Origin of the sequence: Lacticaseibacillus paracasei subsp. paracasei (assembly GCF_000829035.1) — a bacterium.
In the GTDB taxonomy this organism is placed as follows: Bacteria; Bacillota; Bacilli; order Lactobacillales; family Lactobacillaceae; genus Lacticaseibacillus; species Lacticaseibacillus paracasei.
Genome location: NZ_AP012541.1, coordinates 2,148,863 through 2,166,724 on the forward strand (window position 1 = coordinate 2,148,863; position 17,862 = coordinate 2,166,724).

18 protein-coding genes are annotated in these 17,862 nt (G+C 49.0%); all 18 read right to left on the bottom strand.

What is annotated here, in order from left to right; translation table 11 throughout:
• Positions 1–121: 121 nt before the first annotated feature.
• Positions 122–1,600: a sucrose-6-phosphate hydrolase gene (locus LBPC_RS10570; RefSeq protein WP_003662018.1), complete on the bottom strand. Its 1,479-nt coding sequence runs from the start codon at positions 1,598–1,600 to the stop codon at positions 122–124.
• A gap of 584 nt (positions 1,601–2,184) precedes the next feature.
• The gene (locus LBPC_RS10575; protein ID WP_003595636.1) at positions 2,185–3,060 is read right to left on the bottom strand and encodes an SDR family oxidoreductase; all 876 of its coding nucleotides are present in this window, start codon (positions 3,058–3,060) and stop codon (positions 2,185–2,187) included.
• Positions 3,061–3,140: 80 nt separating this feature from the next.
• Positions 3,141–4,322: an SAM-dependent methyltransferase gene (locus LBPC_RS10580; RefSeq protein ID WP_003662015.1), complete on the bottom strand. Its 1,182-nt coding sequence runs from the start codon at positions 4,320–4,322 to the stop codon at positions 3,141–3,143.
• Between the two features lie 99 nt (positions 4,323–4,421).
• The gene (gene accA, locus LBPC_RS10585; RefSeq protein ID WP_003662014.1) at positions 4,422–5,195 is read right to left on the bottom strand and encodes an acetyl-CoA carboxylase carboxyltransferase subunit alpha; all 774 of its coding nucleotides are present in this window, start codon (positions 5,193–5,195) and stop codon (positions 4,422–4,424) included.
• A gap of 152 nt (positions 5,196–5,347) precedes the next feature.
• Positions 5,348–6,163: an acetyl-CoA carboxylase, carboxyltransferase subunit beta gene (gene accD / locus LBPC_RS10590; RefSeq protein ID WP_003662013.1), complete on the bottom strand. Its 816-nt coding sequence runs from the start codon at positions 6,161–6,163 to the stop codon at positions 5,348–5,350.
• A 114-nt stretch (positions 6,164–6,277) separates the two neighbouring features.
• Positions 6,278–7,642 (bottom strand): acetyl-CoA carboxylase biotin carboxylase subunit, encoded by a 1,365-nt coding sequence (locus LBPC_RS10595; RefSeq protein ID WP_003662012.1) that lies wholly within the window; start codon positions 7,640–7,642, stop codon positions 6,278–6,280.
• Positions 7,643–7,682: 40 nt separating this feature from the next.
• Complete coding sequence (gene fabZ, locus LBPC_RS10600; protein WP_003571030.1) at positions 7,683–8,123, bottom strand: 3-hydroxyacyl-ACP dehydratase FabZ; 441 nt, start codon at positions 8,121–8,123, stop codon at positions 7,683–7,685.
• 112 nt (positions 8,124–8,235) lie between these two features.
• A complete protein-coding gene (gene accB / locus LBPC_RS10605; RefSeq protein ID WP_003566769.1) occupies positions 8,236–8,685 on the bottom strand; it encodes an acetyl-CoA carboxylase biotin carboxyl carrier protein in 450 nt (149 codons plus the stop codon).
• A 5-nt stretch (positions 8,686–8,690) separates the two neighbouring features.
• Positions 8,691–9,911, bottom strand: a complete 1,221-nt coding sequence (fabF, locus tag LBPC_RS10610; RefSeq protein WP_003566770.1) for a beta-ketoacyl-ACP synthase II — start codon at positions 9,909–9,911, stop codon at positions 8,691–8,693.
• A gap of 22 nt (positions 9,912–9,933) precedes the next feature.
• On the bottom strand, positions 9,934–10,662 hold the full coding sequence (gene fabG, locus LBPC_RS10615; RefSeq protein ID WP_003662010.1) for a 3-oxoacyl-ACP reductase FabG: 729 nt from the start codon (positions 10,660–10,662) through the stop codon (positions 9,934–9,936).
• On the bottom strand, positions 10,659–11,582 hold the full coding sequence (locus LBPC_RS10620) for an ACP S-malonyltransferase (protein WP_016377077.1): 924 nt from the start codon (positions 11,580–11,582) through the stop codon (positions 10,659–10,661). The genes fabG and LBPC_RS10620 overlap by 4 nt, the downstream gene beginning before the upstream one ends.
• Positions 11,583–11,618: 36 nt before the next feature.
• Positions 11,619–12,605 carry a nitronate monooxygenase gene (locus tag LBPC_RS10625; protein WP_003566773.1) on the bottom strand — a complete coding sequence of 329 codons (987 nt, stop codon included), beginning with the start codon at positions 12,603–12,605 and terminating at the stop codon, positions 11,619–11,621.
• A gap of 23 nt (positions 12,606–12,628) precedes the next feature.
• The gene (locus tag LBPC_RS10630) at positions 12,629–12,868 is read right to left on the bottom strand and encodes an acyl carrier protein (protein WP_003566774.1); all 240 of its coding nucleotides are present in this window, start codon (positions 12,866–12,868) and stop codon (positions 12,629–12,631) included.
• Positions 12,869–12,971: 103 nt separating this feature from the next.
• Positions 12,972–13,934, bottom strand: a complete 963-nt coding sequence (locus LBPC_RS10635; RefSeq protein WP_003580349.1) for a beta-ketoacyl-ACP synthase III — start codon at positions 13,932–13,934, stop codon at positions 12,972–12,974.
• 15 nt (positions 13,935–13,949) lie between these two features.
• Complete coding sequence (locus LBPC_RS10640) at positions 13,950–14,399, bottom strand: MarR family winged helix-turn-helix transcriptional regulator (RefSeq protein ID WP_003566777.1); 450 nt, start codon at positions 14,397–14,399, stop codon at positions 13,950–13,952.
• A gap of 70 nt (positions 14,400–14,469) precedes the next feature.
• Entirely contained in the window at positions 14,470–14,907 is a 438-nt protein-coding gene (locus LBPC_RS10645) for a 3-hydroxyacyl-ACP dehydratase FabZ family protein (RefSeq protein ID WP_003566778.1), read from the bottom strand.
• A 496-nt stretch (positions 14,908–15,403) separates the two neighbouring features.
• The gene (locus LBPC_RS10650) at positions 15,404–16,387 is read right to left on the bottom strand and encodes an alpha/beta fold hydrolase (protein ID WP_003603031.1); all 984 of its coding nucleotides are present in this window, start codon (positions 16,385–16,387) and stop codon (positions 15,404–15,406) included.
• A 63-nt stretch (positions 16,388–16,450) separates the two neighbouring features.
• A complete protein-coding gene (locus tag LBPC_RS10655) occupies positions 16,451–17,644 on the bottom strand; it encodes an iron-containing alcohol dehydrogenase (protein ID WP_003662004.1) in 1,194 nt (397 codons plus the stop codon).
• Positions 17,645–17,862 lie beyond the last annotated feature (218 nt).

Consider the following 17,862-nt stretch of genomic DNA (forward strand, 5'->3'; position numbering starts at 1 on the left):
ACGGCTCCCCAAATGGAGAACCGCCTCAAATGATAAATTTATTCTTCAACACCAGTTGACGTAGAGCCGAAATTGTTTGCCCTTATTTGATATCTGTAACCTATGTGCCACCATGTTACGATCAAAGACCGCCATTATCCTTTTTAAGATTCCATGACACAACATCACTGGCCGCTGACGGTGGGGTGATGCGTGCCGCGGTGGGTGCTTCATTGCCAAAGAAGCGACCGGAGACAACGCGGTAGCCTTGGTCAATGAATAATTCGAACACGGATACATCAATGAACAAGCGGACTTCAACTGTTTTCCCAGCTGGAAAGCCGAACTGGCGCAAACTGCCGCCATTATTGCGATTTTCGCGCTGAATCATCCCCTGCCCGCTATCAGAGTCGAGATGAATCAGCAACTGATCATGGTCCCCATCAGGCAGATGAATCGTTGTCTTTTGACCTGCCGCAAGCGTGAAGGCTAGTTCAAAGGCGCCTTCCAAGTTGGTAACGGTCCACTCATCATCATGCTGCTGAATGACCGGTAGATCTTCCACCGCCGTCTCCCGCAGACTTTTGATAGCCGGGTGCGGATAGAGGCAAACGTGATCATCACGCAGCGTCAATTGGCGCACATAACTCAAGACCCCGGCCCAACCATCATCATCTGTTGGGTAGGTGGTATCTGGCAAGCCGAGCCATGAAATCGCCAAGGTGCCATCATCATTTGTATTCGCCAGACGAGTCGCATAAAAGTCAAAACCCTTGTCAATGTTTTGCAGCCGCTGGTGGGTTAAGTTACCAGTTGCCGGATCAAAGTTATCGGCCACAAGGGCAATGTTAGGATAGACATTTTCATATTCGAAAAAGTCCTGATCGAGGCCTTGTGGGCAGTATACTAGGACCACTTTGCCATTGATGAACGTGATGTTCGGGCACTCAACCATGTAACCGCAAAATTCATCAGGAATACTTAGCGGTGCCACAAACCGCCAGCTCTTGTCGGTCTGCTTGGCATAAAGCAGAATGGCGCCGGTGTGATCTGGACGCTGGCCGCCAATCAGGACATAGGTCTGGCCTTCATAGTTAAACAAGAATGGGTCGCGGAACTCCTGGGTGTAGCCAGTAGGCGGTGTTAGGATTAATGGCTTCGGATCCTTGAACAACCGGCCATCAGCGCCGAGAACGGCCCCTAGCTGGGTGCTATGCCGATGCCACTGATCATCCCGCGCATTGCCGGTATACATCAAGCGCAACGTGCCGTGTGTCACCAACGCTGATCCTGTGTAAGCCCCATGCGAGTCATACTCGTTATCTGGCAATAGATCGCCTGGCACCCGGCGCCAGTTAAACAAATCCTTCGACACCGCATGCGCCCACGACTTCAGGCCATGGACCGGGCCAAACGGAAATTGTTGATAATAAAGGTGCCATTTGTTGTTGAAAAAGTTCAAGCTGCACGGGTCATTGATTAAACCAGTATCTGGTTGAACATGCGTCTTTGTCCGCCATTTACTCGCAGCAACCTGAGCCTTCAACTTCATAATATAATCAGGCGCCCAGGACGAATACGGCTGATACCGCGCCGCCGTACTCCAAGTTGCTTCTTTCATGAACTTACCACCTCGTTTGAAATGTTACCCCCATCATATATGAGTTAGGGGCAATGTCAATGAAGACAGATAAACAGGTTTCTGAAATCTTGATGCAATCATTTTTGGGAGGGCTGGTTGACCACCGAAAAGACGAGGTGGCGCCGCGGTGATCCGCGAAGCTAGCGTGGTGGGCACGGACTTTGAGCCAACGGGCAAATCCGGCACGCTGGCTCAAAACTCGGCCTTCTCCTAAAGCAGGCAGCCCATCTGCTTTAGGAAAATCTCACCACTGAGCCCATCGCCGCGGAATCAGCTCAGGCTAGCGGATAAATCGCTGCCCAAGATAGATCCTGAAAAGCGATCCGCAACAAACAAACTTGATGCAAAAAATCCGCAGCTTAGGCCGCGGATTTTTGATTGGCCGATCGGAGGGTGGCCGATCAGCGATTTTTTACTTTGGAGGAGTAAAAATGAAAAAGTTGGGTTGGGGAAGGAATGAGTGGGTGGCTCATTTCTATGTTGTTAATACTACAAGCGATGTGTGAAATTTTTGTGATGGTAAATGGGTCTTTATGTTAAGTCTGTTGATTAAAATCATCTGCTCACGACAGCGGTTTAGGCAGAAATTCTGCCCGATAATCATGAACGTATTGCTCAAAGCTGATTGCTGGGCGCCCGAGAACATTTGGCAATGTTGTCGTAACCGTTTTGGCGTTACCTAACTGGGTGATCAAGTAAAGCATCACCATGACATTGACATAGTTCTTCGGTAGCCCGCGTTGCAGCATGACCTTGCGAAAACGCCACAAACTCGGCTTGCTATAGGTGATCGGCACACCGAGTTCCATCGTCATGATCTGAGCAGCATCGGCGTAGGTGAGCGCTTGGGCGCCGGTAATGTCGAGCTTTTGGCCAATATATGCCGGATCGCGCAGGACAACCGCAGCAGTCGCGCCGATATCACGGGTATCAATGAAACTAGTGCGAGCATGCCCAGCAGGCACAAACAGATCGCGATGGCCGACGATATCAGCTTGGTGGGTGGTATTCAAATTTTGCATAAAGAAACTTGGGCGAATGAAAGTATAAGGCAAACCGAGTTCAACAATCCGTTTTTCGATTTGATGATGCGGCGTCATTGGATTATGCGCCACCCCAAGTAGTGACACAAAAACAACTTGCTTCACATGTCGAGCCACCAAGGCATCGAGAAAAGGATACATATCCTCTTTGGGCTTAGCCAATTGTGGCGGCCGAACGAAGAAGACCTTGTCGATGTCAGCTAAGGCTTGCTCGAAAGTGGCAGGATCGAGAAAGTCAAACCGGCGTACTTGAACCTTCAGCCCGCTTAACGCCTGTTTGGCATGTTCCGAATTGTGCACACCAGCAAATAGGTGAACATCTGGATCATCTTGCAAGTCGCGGATCAGCGGTTGACCGATATTGCCAGTAGCACCAATCACTAATAGATTTGTCAATAACTTTCTCCTTATAAAGAAAAAGTGCCTGAACAGGCACTTTTTTAATCTCGATCACCGCTTAATTATCGCGGTTGACCCTATTCATACATATAAGCACGGGTTGCCGGCAGATCTTTTCCAGACGGCCCCTTGCTGATCAAATACTGCATCACGTCAATGTTGCCAGATTCAAAGCTGGCAGCGGCCGCCTGCAGATAAACATCCCACATCCGCGTAAATTCGTAACCGAATTTTTGCTGAATCGGATTGCGATGATTATTGAAATTGGTATCCCAAATCTCAAGTGTGTGTTGATAATGACGCCGCAGTGGTTCAAGATCTGCAACTTGCATGCCAGCATCGACAATGTGATTAAGGTTTTCCGACATCCCGGGCACATAACCATCCGGGAAAATGTATTTGTTGATCCATGCGTTTACCGCGCCGCCTTGTTGTCGCGTGATGCCGTGAATCAGTGCCACACCGTCATCTTTTAGCAACTTAGCGACATCTTTAAAGTAGCCTTCTAGATTTTCCTTGCCGACATGTTCAAACATGCCAACTGATGTGATGTAATCAAATGGCTCGCGATTCAGTTCGCGATAATCCATATACAGCACCTCAGCAACATCGGATAGATGTTCTGATTCAATCCGATCCGAAACCAGTTTAAACTGTTCCTTGCTCAAGGTGATGCCGACGACCTTCAAGTGATAGGTCTTAGCTGCGCGTAACATCAACGTACCCCAGCCGCAGCCAATATCTAGCAATGTCCGCCCCGGCTGTGGATTAAGTTTCCGCAAAATATGATCAATTTTATTTAATTGGGCGGTTTCTAGATCGTCACTCCAGTCCTCAAAGTAGGCACAGGAATAAGTTAAAGTCGGATCCAACCACAGTTTATAAAAATCATTGCCAAGATCGTAGTGAGAATGAATGTCTTCTTTTGACTTATGTTCAGTATGACTTTGCTTCGGGAGAAAGCGCATGAGTTTCTTGTTGCGCATAAAACTGCCCGCATTCGCATAAGCCGCCGCGATTAATTGTTGCAATGGCCGTGTGCCGCCAAGCACTTCAATGTCGCCACGCATATAAGCCTCACCCAGTGCCAACGATGCATTTTTCAGCAAATCACGGACCGGAATGGCCTTTTTCATTTTAATCGTGATCGTTGGCTCACCTGTACCATACGTTTCTTCCGTATGATCCCAGTAGTCCACGCGAACCGGAATATTGAAAGAGTGACTGAACATGGTATGATAAAACTTTTTTTCAAGCATGATGGCCTCCGTTTTGAGAAGTTACAAGAAGAATTATACGGCTTTTTAACCAAAGAAAAAACACCGCCGTGAAAATGGACGGTGTGTAGCCGTTTTCATTTAAAATTTTCGAAAACGCTGCTGTCGCTTGGCAATCAGTGCCTGCGGATCAGTAGCAACTAATTCTGCGAGCTTGGGCTTGATCGCTGCCTTCAACGTCGTCGCGAAAGTCGTACCGGTATCCGGAATAATGCGATCACAGACCGCTTTAGCCAATAAATCTTGCGGGGTCAGTTGCATGACCGCGGCCGCCTCTTTAGCACGGCTGGCATCCTTCCACAAAATAGCCGCAAAACCTTCTGGGGATAGAATGCTATACATGCTCTTGTCCGTCATCCAGACCTCATCCCCAAACGCCAAAGCCAAGGCACCGCCTGACCCGCCTTCACCGATCAAAATCGCAAGAATCGGCGTTGGGAGATCAGCACAGGTGGATAACAAATCAGCAATAGCGGCGCCTTGGCCATTGGCCTCCGCCTCTTTGCCGGGATATGCGCCGGGGGTGTTAATGAGCGTGACAATCGGTCGATGAAACTTGGCTGCCTGCTTCATTAACCGTAGCGCCTTACGATAACCCCAAGGCTCAGGACTGCCAAAATGCGTCTGCAATCGCTCCGTTAAGTCTTGCCCTTTATCCGTTGCAATCACGGTCACGGCTTGCTGATCAAGCCAGCCAATGCCGCCAATGACAGCCGGATCATCATGACTTGAGCGATCACCGTGAAATTCATGGAAGTTTGTCACCAACCCGTTAATCAGTTCCCGCGTGCGATATGGTCGTGGTGCTCTGGCTGCTTGAACTGTCCCATACGCTAGCGTTTCTTTATCCGTCATGCTTGAAAGCCTCCCTTATTGCTGCAACTGTATGCCTGTCAATGTGTTTGTCAGACGGCTACGCGTGATATGAAGAACGCTAGGCAAATTGATCCAAGATGGCAATCAATCCGTCTAGCGTCGCGTCACCATGCCTCATCAAATGTCACTGCTCAGGCTGTGTGCAACGCCAACAAATCCCCTAAATAACTAGGCTGATCCTGCCGCTGTATCACTGCATCAATAAAACCGCTTTGCAAAAGGGTTTCTGCTCGCTGAAAGTTTTGCGGCAGCTTTTGGTTAATCGTTTGTTCAATCACCCGCCGACCTGCAAAACCAATCAAACTGTGCGGTTCTGCCAACGTGATATCACCTTGCATCGCAAAACTCGCGGTTACGCCGCCCATTGTTGGATCGGTCAAGACACTGATGAATAACAAGCCTGCATTGCTGTGCGCTTTAACTGCGGCACTTACTTTGGCCATTTGCATCAGCGAATGAATACCTTCCTGCATCCGCGCACCACCGCTAGCGCAGAAAAGAACAACTGCTAAATTAGCGCTGGTTGCTTTTTCAAATAACCGAGTCAACCGTTCGCCAGTCACAGTTCCAAGTGAACCCATCATGAACTTTGGATCCATGATACCAAGCGCACAGCTTTGACCACCAATCGTCGCCTGACCTGTCCACACACTGTCCTTCAAACCAGTAGCAGCCTGGCCTGCTGCCAATTTCTCGGTATATCCCGGGAAATCCAGCGGGTCCGACGTCACCAGATCGGCATCCCATTCTTCTGTTGCTGTCGCGATAAGTGACAGTCGTTTTTTAGCAGTGATTCGAAAGCCGTAGTGGCAGTGCGGGCAAACTTGAGCATTGCCCAAACTCTCACGATAGCTGCCTTGCTTACAATACGGACATTGAATCCACAAGTTTTCGGGTAAGGCTGCCTCACGAGCAAGTGCTTCTTGGGTCAGTTGTGGTTGTGACATGCAGTATCCTTCCTTTCAAAACGCGTTTGCCACCCCAGAAACCTGCATGTAGGGACCTTGGTCGCAATGGCCCAAAACCGGCCATCACGCCCAAGGCCGCTTACACTCCGGTTTCTAAACGGGCTGGTTCGCGCTCTGCCATTTTGGTAAAAAGTCGCGATTGAGATAGGCCGTATCGGCTTTGCCGGCCAGAACAGTCGGTGCTTGGAATAACGCCAGCGCAAAATCCCGGTTGGTTTTGACACCTTCCACATGCAATTCAATCAGTGCACGATGGATTTTCGCTAAGGCCTCGTCACGGGTTCGCCCATGGACAATGAGTTTAGCAATCATGGCATCATAATAGGGGCTGATCTTATCGCCAGGCGCAACGCCGGTGTCAACCCGCAACCCCATGCCGCCCGTTGGAAAGCGCAGTTGTTCAAGGGTGCCAACGTCTGGTCGAAAATCATGATAAGGATCTTCCGCGTTTAACCGGCATTCAATCGCAACTCCTGATGGTTCAGGTGTCGTTAATGCCACTTCATCGCCAGCTGCAACTCGTAGTTGAGCTTGGACCAAATCAACACCGGTCACCATTTCTGTAATTGGATGCTCGACCTGAATACGCGTATTCATTTCCATGAAATAAAAATGATGCTGCTGATCCATCAAGAACTCAATGGTACCAGCATTGAGATAATCGACTCCTTCAGCAATGGTCGCAGCGAGGTGAAGTAACTTTCTGCGTTCAGGTGACGTCAAGACTGGACATGGACTTTCTTCGACCATCTTTTGACTGTGACGTTGCAAGCTGCAATCTCGTTCTGGGAAAACACTGGTATGCCCGTGCATGTCGCGTAAAACCTGAACTTCGACGTGTTTGGCAGGGACAATGACTTTTTCAAGATACATCGTCGGATCGCCAAACGCCGCTTGAGCCTCCGCTTGGGCCCCCGCGAATTCAGCCTTCAATGCAGCAGCATCCGTTAATTTGCGAATACCTTTGCCGCCTCCGCCTGCGCTGGCTTTGAGCATCAATGGATAACCAATGGCCTCCCCTGCTGCCAGCGCGGTTTCAACGTCCTGTAAAGGATGACTGCCTGGAATCACGGGTACGCCTAAGTCAATCATCGTTTGTCGAGCAACGGCTTTGTCGCCCATTTGATCAATGGCAGTCGGTTTTGGCCCGATAAAGGCCAATCCGGCATCGGTTACGAGTTTCGCAAACTCGGCATTTTCCGATAAGAAGCCGAACCCGGGGTGCACTGCCTCGGCACCGCTCAAAATAGCGGCACTGACAACATTGCGCATATTCAGATAAGAGTCGGCCGCCCGCGGTCCGCCAATACAGATGGCTTCATCTGCAAGGGTGACATGCAGGCTGTGACGATCAGCGTTTGAGAACACCGCCACAGAGGTGATGCCCATTTCGCGCAAGGTCTGGATAATCCGGACCGCAATTTCGCCACGGTTGGCAACGAGTACTTTTTTGAACAAAGTTCCACTTCCTCACACAAATCTGGTTTCAATGGCAGTTTCAGCCAATAGCAAAAACTAAATCCGCACTGCTGGCCATGTTTTCGCCAACATAAATTTTGCCTTTGCCCAAACCTGCATTGTCAATCAGTTTCTCCAAGGTCACTTCAATCCGCAGCACGTCGCCTGGACGCACCATGTGGCGGAACTTGGCCTTCTTAATGCCGCCAAGGTAGGCTGTCTTTCCTTTGAAGTCCGGCATCGAAAGCAATGCAATCGCGCCAGCCTGCGCCATGGCTTCAATCTGCAACACACCAGGGAAAATTGGATTACCAGGAAAGTGTCCCTGAAAAATCTGTTCGTTAATTGAAACATTCTTTTGTGCCACTACGGATTCACCGGGCTTAAGATCCAAGACCCGGTCGACCATTAACATCGGATAGCGATGCGGCAAAATGGCCTGAATTTCTTGTGCTTCAAGTGTTTTCTTGGTTTCGAGCATAATGCCCTCCTTTTAAACGCGTTCTCCAGCCTAGAAACCTACGTATAAGAGCCCTGAACGCAATGCCATCAGGTTCAGACCCGCGTACACACCGATTTCTAAGCGCTCCTACTCACGCTCTGTCTTCTTCAATTGTGACTAATGCCTGATCATATTCAACGAGGCTTTCATTGTCGACGTTAATCGCCTTGAGTGTGCCGCTGACGGTGCTTTTGATTTCGTTCATCATTTTCATCGATTCAATGATACAGACCACATCGCCTTTGTTAACGTGCGCGCCGACTTCAAAGTACGGATCAGCGTCAGGTTTAGGGGAAAGATAGACAATACCGACCAATGGCGCCTTAATCGCGGTGCCTGTCGGAGCTTCTGGTTCAGCTGGCACCGCCGTTTCCGGGGTTACCGGTTGACTAGGCACTGTTGCCTGAGTATTAACAATTGGCGCCGGAGCCGCACTTGCTTTGACCAGATGCAAAGAATCGTTGCCAAGCGTCAGCTCTAATTCATGCAAAGAACTTTGCTCCAACTGTTTGATCAGGACTTCAATCATTTCGGTGTCCATGATGCTCACCACCTTTTGAAGGCCAAGACCGCATTATGCCCGCCGAAACCAAAGGAATTGCTAAGTGCATAGTCAACTTCGACATCGCGATTAGCGGCATCCACCAAGGTGACTGGGCATTCAGGATCTTGCTCAGCATCACCGACATTGATCGGCAATTTACCTTCGTGCAACGCACTAATCGTCATGATCGCTTCAATCGCACCAGCCGCACCCAGTAAATGACCAGTCAAAGCCTTGGTGGAACTCACCAAAACATCGTCGCCGAAAAGATCGTGGATCGCCTTGCTTTCCATGGCATCATTAGCCTTGGTCGCCGTGCCATGTGCATTGATATAGCCGACATCACTTGGCGCAATCCCAGCTTCTTCAATCGCCAGTTCCATTGCCCGTGCCGCTTGATGGCCGCTTGGATCAGGCGCCGTCATATGATAAGCGTCGCTCGTAGCACCATAACCAACAACTTCGCCTAAAATGTTGGCACCCCGTTGCTGCGCATGTTCGAGGCTTTCCAAGATAATCGCACCGCCACCTTCGCCGAGGACAAAACCGCTGCGATCAGCCGCAAATGGCAAACTTGCTTTGGCCGGATCGGCAGCCTTGGATAAGGCAGACAGGGCTGCAAAACCAGCAATACCGATTTCGTTAACAGAAGCCTCGGCACCACCTGTAATCACAACATCGGCTTTACCACTTTGAATCCGCATGGCTGCTTCGCCAATGGCATTCGTGGCTGAAGCACACGCAGTCACAACAACATAGCTCGGTCCGTGCGCGCCAAAGTACTGAGAAATTGTCCCGGCGACCATGTTGCTAATCGCTTCAGGCACAAACAGTGGACTTACCCGATCAGGACCTTTGGCATTCATTTTTGTGACTTGTTCCTGAATGGTTGTCAAGCCACCAATACCTGAGCCAAAAATGACAGCCATTCGTTCAGAATCAACATCATCTTTAGTTAAACCTGACTGTTCATATGCCTCGATTGCACTGTAAAGGCCATATTGCGTGAAAAGATCCAGCCGTTTGCTCAGCCGTTTTTCCATTCGCACTTCAGGTTTAAAACCTTCGACCTCACCAGCGACTGTGATCCCGGTCTTCTCGGCATCAAACTTAGTGATTGGCCGAATACCAATCTTGCCAGCATCCATCGTTGCCACTGTTTCGGCAACTGAATGACCCAGCGGATTCACAGTACCCATTCCGGTTACGACTACTCGTTGCAATGTCATTCCTCCGTTCATGTACTTAGCCTAATCCACCAGCAACAGTTAATGTTTGCCCGGTTATGTAGGCATTTTCGACCAGAAAACGGGCCGCATGCGCAATTTCCTCAGGTTGACCGAATCGCTTTAACGGAATCTCCGCCAAAATCTGATCCTGACTAGCCTGACTCAGCGCTGCGGTCATATCGGTAGCAACCATGCCAGGTGCGATCGCATTGACTCGCACGCCACGCATGGCACCTTCTCGTGCTAATGTTTTGGTCAGACCAATGATGCCCGCTTTACTAGCTGCATAATTGGCTTGACCGATGTTCCCGGTCAACCCCACTACACTGGCAAGATTGATAATGACACCAGTGCGTGCCTTCAGCATTTTTTTGAATACTGGCTGACTCACATAGAAAGTCCCATCTAAGTTGACGCTGACAACCCGGGCAAAATCTTCCGGTTTCATCCGCATGGCCAACATGTCACTGGTGATCCCAGCATTGTTGACTAAAATATCGGCACTGCCAAACTTGTCCAGAGCGGTTGCCACCAGCTGCTGACCGGTTGCTGGATCGTCAACATTGCCAAGGACAGTGACGACGCCATGACCAAAGGCTTCAAGCTCTTTGATCAACTCAGTGGGAAATTCGTGGCGAGCGTTTAAAACAAGATTTGCGCCCGCTTCAGCAAAGTTTCGGGCGATCGCTTCGCCGATGCCTCGTGAAGCACCAGTGATGATCGCGGTTTTATCAGTTAATTTCAATCTGCCTTCACTCCGTTATTCAAGTCAATGACTGCATTGAGGCTCGCTGCGTTACTGATCAAGTGTGTGGTCATACTGCGATCAATGCGCTTAATCATTTTGCTAAGCACTGGTTTTGGTCCCAGTTCAATGACCGTGTCAATACCAGTTGCCTTCAGTTGCCGCACCACATCAGCAAACTTAGTCGGTTCAGCCACCTGAGCCGCCAAAATTGACCGCATGTTTTCAGCCGAGAAGGGCTCAAGGGTCGTGGTACTGATGACCGGTGTAGCTGGATCAAAGACATGTACTTGGTCAAGGGCAGCACGCAATGGTGGCTGCGCATCAGCCATTAACGGACTATGAAATCCGCCAGCAACTTTCAGTGGCACAGTGCGAACGCCTTGATCTGACAACCACGCTTCAACCTGCGCCAAGCCAGCCTTGCTGCCAGCCAGTACGGTCTGTTTAGGGCCATTGTAATTGGCTGGCCAAACATCAGGCACTTGTTGACAGGCAGCCGCAATCACAGCAGTATCGCCAGTCATGACGGCTAACATGCTGCCTGGATGGGCCTGACAAGCAGCGGCCATCGCCTTGCCGCGGGCAGCAACCAGCTTCAACCCATCTTCCAAACTGATCCCGCCGCCAGCAATCAAGGCACTGTATTCCCCTAGACTTAAGCCAGCAAGTGCGGTTTCATCGGGCAATGCCGCGGCTGCTACTTCATGCATGGCCACGCTGTACGCAACTAAAGCCGGTTGCAAAGCATCCGGATGAGCAGCAAAATCCCCAGTCGCCAAAAACTGCGGCAGATCGAAGTCCAAAACTGCATCAGCGCGGTCAATAATCTCTTTGAATATCAAAGTATTCTGGTAAAAATCAATCCCCATTCCGGGGACCTCGGCACCTTGGCCATTAAACACATATGCAAAACGCAAGCAAGTACCTCCTCGTTTCAATGCGGACGTTTGCCGTTAAGCCTGTGCCTGCACATCGACTTGACCTGTCAATAAGGCCGCCATTTTTGAGCCAGCCAAAATTTCTTTGGCCTGACGCATCACGTCCTCAACAATGTCTTCGCTGCTTTCTTCACGCTTAACTAAGCCAGCAATCTCACCAGCCATGAAGGAACCGTGTTCACGATCGCCTTCAAGGACGGCTTTACGCAAACTACCATTACCAAGTTCTTCAACTGCCGAAAAATCGGTCGTGTCAGAAAGGGCAATTTTCTTTTCAAGTTTCAGGAAATTCCGGCTCATTGGGTTCTTCAAAACGCGGGCAGCATGACCGACATACAGGCCGGTTACCAGTGTATCAACGTCCTTGGCTTTAATGACGGCGTCCTTGTAGTTCTGGTGGATTCGGCTAGACGTTGACGTCAGAAAACGCGTCCCCATCTGAACACCGATGGCTCCTAAACTCAAGGCAGCCGCCACACCACGACCGTCAGCAATACCGCCAGCTGCAACGACGGGAATATCAACCGCATCGACAACTTGTGGCACTAAGGCCATCGTGGTAATGCTACCAATATGACCGCCAGATTCCATGCCTTCAGCGATAACGCCGTCGACACCGTCTTTTGCCATCCGTTTTGCCATGGCGACAGACGGTACAACCGGCATCACAATCGTGCCATTTTGCTGCAACCGTTCTAAGTAGCGGCTTGGATCACCGGCACCAGTCGTCACAAGCGCAACCTTAGCGTCAACGATCACGTCAATGACTTGTTCGACAAATGGTGAAAGTAGCATGACATTCACACCAAATGCCTTGTCAGTCAGTGACTTGGCAATATCAATTTGCTCTTTGACCCAAGAAGCTGGGGCATGACCAGAACCAATGATGCCCAAGCCGCCAGCTTCAGAAACTGATGCGGCGAGCTTGCCGTCAGCGACCCACGCCATGCCGCCTTGAAAAAGCGGATATTTAACGCCCAAGCGTTCCATTAATGGACTCATTGGCCCACTCCCTTCAAGTTGTCTTAAGCTTCAGCCTTTTCGGTGATGAAGTTAACAAGATCAGCCACCGTTTCAATGCTTTCATCGGTATCAATCTTAACGTCGAATTCGTCTTCGATTTCGTTGATGATTTCGAAAATATCCAAACTGTCAGCATCCAAATCATTCTTGAAGTTGGTTGTCAGTTGAACTTCTTCCGGCTTCTTATCCAATTGGTCAGCGATAATGTTTTGTACCTTAGGCAATACTTCTTCGTTTGTCATGTTTAATGTTCTCCTTTAAAGTTAACTATTTTGTAAGCGCCAGCAGAAGCGGACCCATAAGCGGGCTTCTGCGACTGCGAGCGCATCAGACTCAAACATACTGTTAATAAGTGACGATCAACGAGCCAACGGATAAACCGCCGCCAAAACCGCTGAGTACCAGCCGCTGACCGCGTTGTAAGCGACCGTCTTCAGCTAATTGTGCCAACAAGATCGGCACACTGGCTGCACTGGTGTTGCCATGCTCATCAATATTGATTGGGAACTTGGCAGGATCTGCTTTCAGCTTTTTGGTGACTGATTGCACAATTCTGGCATTGGCTTGGTGTAAGAGATACCAATCAACGTCATCAACCGCAACGGCTGCCTGTGTCAGTGCCCGATTGATTGAGCGTGGCACTTCGGAAATGGCGAATTGATAAACCGCTCGCCCATTCATTTTGAAAAATGGGGACGGCTTAGCTGAAGGTGCTTCGGCAAACGGACTGTGATTCGTCTGTTCACCAGCAACCAAAGCCATCTCAGTATCGCCGAAACTTTTAAGATCCACGGCCTGAACCGGGAAACCTTGATCATTGATCAAAACCCCGCCAGCACCATCAGCAAACAATACGGCCGTTCGCCGATCATGCCAATCGACAAGCCGAGAAAGTACCTCGCTGCCGATCACAATTCCTTGATGAACCGTTGGACTCGTCATCAGGCGATCCGCAACATGTAATGCATATTCAAAGCCGGCACAGGCAACATTGATGTTAAAAGCAAAGGCATGGTCTGCCTGCAAGGCCGCCTGCAAACGATTCGCCTCAGCTGGCGTCGCATAATCCGGACTCATGGTTGCCACAATAATAAAATCAAGTTGGTCAGCCGCGACCTGCGCTTTGGCCAATAACTGCTGAGCAACATCGTAAGCTAAATCAAAATTTTTTTGATTGGTGACGACATGGCGCGCTTTAATCCCGGTGCGTTCCTTGATCCAATCATCGGACGTATCCATGTACTGGCGCAATTGATCATTCTCAATCCGCGTGGCAGGTACCGAATAGGCACTGGCCAGAATCTCCAAAGCGGGTCCTTCTTTCTAATGACGATATTCGTCAATAAATTCATTCAGATTATCCAGTGCCCGCTCGATCAATTCGATCTGTGGCTCGGTAAATCCTTTGACGAAACTCGCAACCATTTTTTGATGAAAGGCAAGATGGGCACGATACATCAGGCGACCTTTGCGACTGAGCCGTAAATTCACAACGCGTTTATCCGACTCAAGATGCAACCGCTCGACATAACCTTTACGCGCTAAATTATTGATGGCAACGCTCAAAGTGCCTTGGGTGACATGCAGTCGTTTAGCAACATCGCTTGAACTCGGTGTCGCATGAATGCCGATCGCATCGATCGTATGCATTTCCTTGATGCCTAAATCGCGGAACTGACTTTTACGCAGTTCTTCTTCTTCCATTCGTAAAATATCGGTATAAACTCTGATCAATTTATCATTGATCCGCTTGACGCTTGGCTTTTGGGACATAGGTGTGCCTCCATTGACAACTGATTTGATATTCAAAGTATCAGTTGAAAAAAATAGCCTGTCAAGTGAGCTAAGCATTGGCTTCTACCACGAAATGCAATTCTGCGTGGCAAACCAATTCATCTCCGATACTGGCAGTCGTCGCAACGACCCCCATATTCTCTCGAACCTTAACCATTTTGATCGCCAGTGTTAGTACACTGCCAGTTGGAACTTGTGCTGAAAAATCAGCTTTACTGATACTGCCTAGATAAGCTGTTTTGCCAGCAAACTTTGGCGATTTTAAAATCAAAATGGATGCCGCTTGCGCTAGTGTTTCAATAATCAGTGTTGGCGGCATCGTTAGTTCATCTGGTAGATAGCCGACCAAATGATCCTCCGCAACACTGACATACTTCTCAGCCACCAGCGATTCATCAGGCACTAACTCACTCACATGATCGATATAAAACAATGGATATCGATTCGGAATTAATGCCTGAATGGTTGAGGTATTTAAAGTTGTCATAGCTTCGCCTCCTCTTTTCAAACGCGATTGCCGGCCTAAACGTTGCCTGCTCACGCTTTCTTTTTAAACACGGTCGCCAGCCCGGAAAAAACCGGGCCAGCTTTTTTCAAAACGCGTTCGCTGACCCAGAAATCTACGTGTAAGGACCCTGCACGCACTGGCCAAAGTGCGGCCATCACGTTCAGGCCCACTTACACTCCGATTTCTAACCGGGCCAGCTCACGCTCTCAACTAAACTAGTTGAATGTTCAAAGCATATGCAGAACTGCTTTGATTGTCAAACCTTTTTTGCGTTTATTATCTTTTGAGAATATTGATGTGTCAGAATGAATACGGTCTCAGATAATATGGTTAAGGGGTTTAAGGGTTACCGAAAAAAGCCTAACTATGCAAAAAAAAATCTCGACTTTTTTCTGGTTTTCGTTGTCAAAAATGGCAAAATAAAAAAGCTAAAGTTGAGAATACACAATAGCTTTTTTACAAAATTCGGTTGAACTTACCACTCATTAGCCGATGTTTGGGACACGGTAGCACGCAAATGGTTTTCTTTTAGCCGAAGTCGGACAATGGTGCCAACTTTTTTGGGATCGTCAATCCACGGTTCATGTCCTGCCCCATTCACGGTTAACAGTTCACCATGTTGCACGACAGCGGCGATTTCTTGACCGAGTTCAGGATTCGCAAAGGTATCATTCGTTCCCCAGATTAACGTCATTGGAACAGACAGCTCGCGCAATTGCGACTCTTTCAATGCATTGTGGTACTTTTCTTGATTCATCGTCCGTAATAAGGACAAGGTTGCCAGCTGATAGTTTGGCAAATGATCAAATGCATAAACACAGTCCGCAAAGCTTTGCGGCAAAGCACTGACGGCAGCCGGATCAGTCCCCATGCGATGCAGCGGTCCCCAAGCGCGTTTGGCTGATTTAGGGATTTGACGTTTCATGAACCATTTACCAAGACCTGGCATCATCGCCATTTTGAGCAATGTCGGTGTTTTGGTTATAAGCATTCGGCCGGGATTACCCAGTAAAATGAGCTGCTGAACCCGATCTGGATAAGCCAGCGCAAACCAAGTCGCCCAATGCGCACCGATCGAATGAGCAATGATCGGTGCTGATTTGAGATCAAGCTTATCCATGACCTGGCTGAACAAATCCACGGCAAAATTGTGAACATCTACTTGCTCATGATCAAATCCATCGCTCAAACCGCCACCTGGGCGCGCCATGACAAAAACATGATAGCCGACTAGTTGCGGCAACAACGGCGCTAGCGCATATGGATCACCAGTATTGCCGGGCACAACCAGCACGGGGTCGCCATGACCAAACTCTAAGACCCGAACCCGCAAATCATCAGGCGCAATTTTAAACCAGCGCGTCTTAGGCTTTAAGTGAAAGTCAGCCCAGAGTTGATTTTCAGCGTTTCGTGCCGCCTGAAAAGCAACAGAATCATGTTCAAGAATTGGTTGCGTCAAAAAAGAACCCCCTTTAAAAGTGGCACAACAATGTCAGGTATAGACTCGTTACCGCTAACACTTTTATGCCAGCCCATCTGTCATGGATGCTTGATAAATCGTTTCGACATCTTCTACCGACAACGGCACATAGGCGCGCGTTTCAAGACTAGCATTGGCAACAGCAGCAGTCGCCATGGCATCAAAATGCTGAGTATCCTTGATCCCAACTTCAGGCAAGGTCATCGGGAACCCTAAGCGACTAATCCAATCAAAGGTCGCGTCAATAGCCGCTTGCGCCACGGCATAAGATTCATCACCTTCAAGATCCCAGACATGGCGACCAAATTGTGCCAACATTTCTGCTGTCGTTGCGTCCTTGGTCAGAATAAACGACATCCAACGCGGTGTTAAAATGCCAAGGCCGACACCATGGGTAATGTCATAATAGGCTGATAGTTCATGTTCAAGGCTATGCACTGTCCAGCCATTTTCGTTAGCAACACTCACGATACCGTTTAGCGCCATCGTTGCGCTCCACATTAAGTTGGCGCGGGCATCATAGTTATCCGGTTGTTTCAACGCAATGGGCGCCCACTTAATAACTGTACGCATCAAGCCTTCAATCATGCCTTTGCTGGCGTCATTATTTTTTGAACGATCAAAATATTGTTCAAGCAAATGACTAAGAATATCCATTGATCCCGCCGCCGTTTGTCTGGCTGGCACAGTAAAGGTCAGTGACGGATCCAAAAATGAAACCGCTGGTGTGTTTGGCCCGACTGTGCCGAGCTTTTCATGAGTGACAGGATTTGAAATCACGGAGCCGCTGTTCATCTCACTGCCTGTCGCTGCTAATGTCAGAATATCGACGACTGGCAATTGCTGCAATTTCCGGCGAGTTACACCACGATCTTTGACAAGATCCCATGGGTCGCCTTCGTAAAACTTGGCGCTGGCAATGACTTTTGCAGCATCAATGACGGAACCGCCACCAACTGCCAAAACAACATCAATATCCTGATCCTTTGCCAGCTTTTGGCCAGCACGGATAGAATCGATCTTCGGGTTCGGCTCAATGCCCGGCAATTCGGTTAACTGCAAATCAGCGAGCAGTCCAGTCACGGTATCGTATAAGCCTGACTTTTTGATGGAATGGCCACCATAAACGAACAAAACACGCGAACCAAATTGACTCACCGCGTCGTGCAGCTCAACATCTAATCGGCCTGTACCAAAACAAATATCGGTTTTATTCTGAAATCGAAAATTCTTCAAAGTTATCGCTCCTTTTTTGAGTGTGAACCTGATCGTTTCTTATTACTTTAATTGTAACGGTTTTAAGGGTAAAAGAAACGCGAATAGTGGCAATTTCTCGGATCTCGTTCAGTTGACGGGTATCGATGAATCCAGCTGGTAGCGTGGTGACTTGCTACTTTCTCCCAAACTGGTAAGGAATGGACGCTGGCATGTTCCTCAGCACACAAAAAAAGCCC

Excerpts from the sequence above, each read along its gene's own strand:
- accD (WP_003662013.1), bottom strand. The coding sequence starts at position 6,163 with ATGTCACAACCACAACTGACCCAAGAAGCACTTGCTCGTGAGGCAGCC.
- LBPC_RS10640 (WP_003566777.1), bottom strand. The coding sequence starts at position 14,399 with ATGTCCCAAAAGCCAAGCGTCAAGCGGATCAATGATAAATTGATCAGA.
- accB (WP_003566769.1), bottom strand. The coding sequence starts at position 8,685 with ATGGACACCGAAATGATTGAAGTCCTGATCAAACAGTTGGAGCAAAGT.
- LBPC_RS10580 (WP_003662015.1), bottom strand. The coding sequence starts at position 4,322 with ATGCTTGAAAAAAAGTTTTATCATACCATGTTCAGTCACTCTTTCAAT.
- LBPC_RS10570 (WP_003662018.1), bottom strand. The coding sequence starts at position 1,600 with ATGAAAGAAGCAACTTGGAGTACGGCGGCGCGGTATCAGCCGTATTCG.
- LBPC_RS10630 (WP_003566774.1), bottom strand. The coding sequence starts at position 12,868 with ATGACAAACGAAGAAGTATTGCCTAAGGTACAAAACATTATCGCTGAC.
- fabZ (WP_003571030.1), bottom strand. The coding sequence starts at position 8,123 with ATGCTCGAAACCAAGAAAACACTTGAAGCACAAGAAATTCAGGCCATT.
- LBPC_RS10625 (WP_003566773.1), bottom strand. The coding sequence starts at position 12,605 with ATGAGTCCATTAATGGAACGCTTGGGCGTTAAATATCCGCTTTTTCAA.
- accA (WP_003662014.1), bottom strand. The coding sequence starts at position 5,195 with ATGACGGATAAAGAAACGCTAGCGTATGGGACAGTTCAAGCAGCCAGA.
- LBPC_RS10645 (WP_003566778.1), bottom strand. The coding sequence starts at position 14,907 with ATGACAACTTTAAATACCTCAACCATTCAGGCATTAATTCCGAATCGA.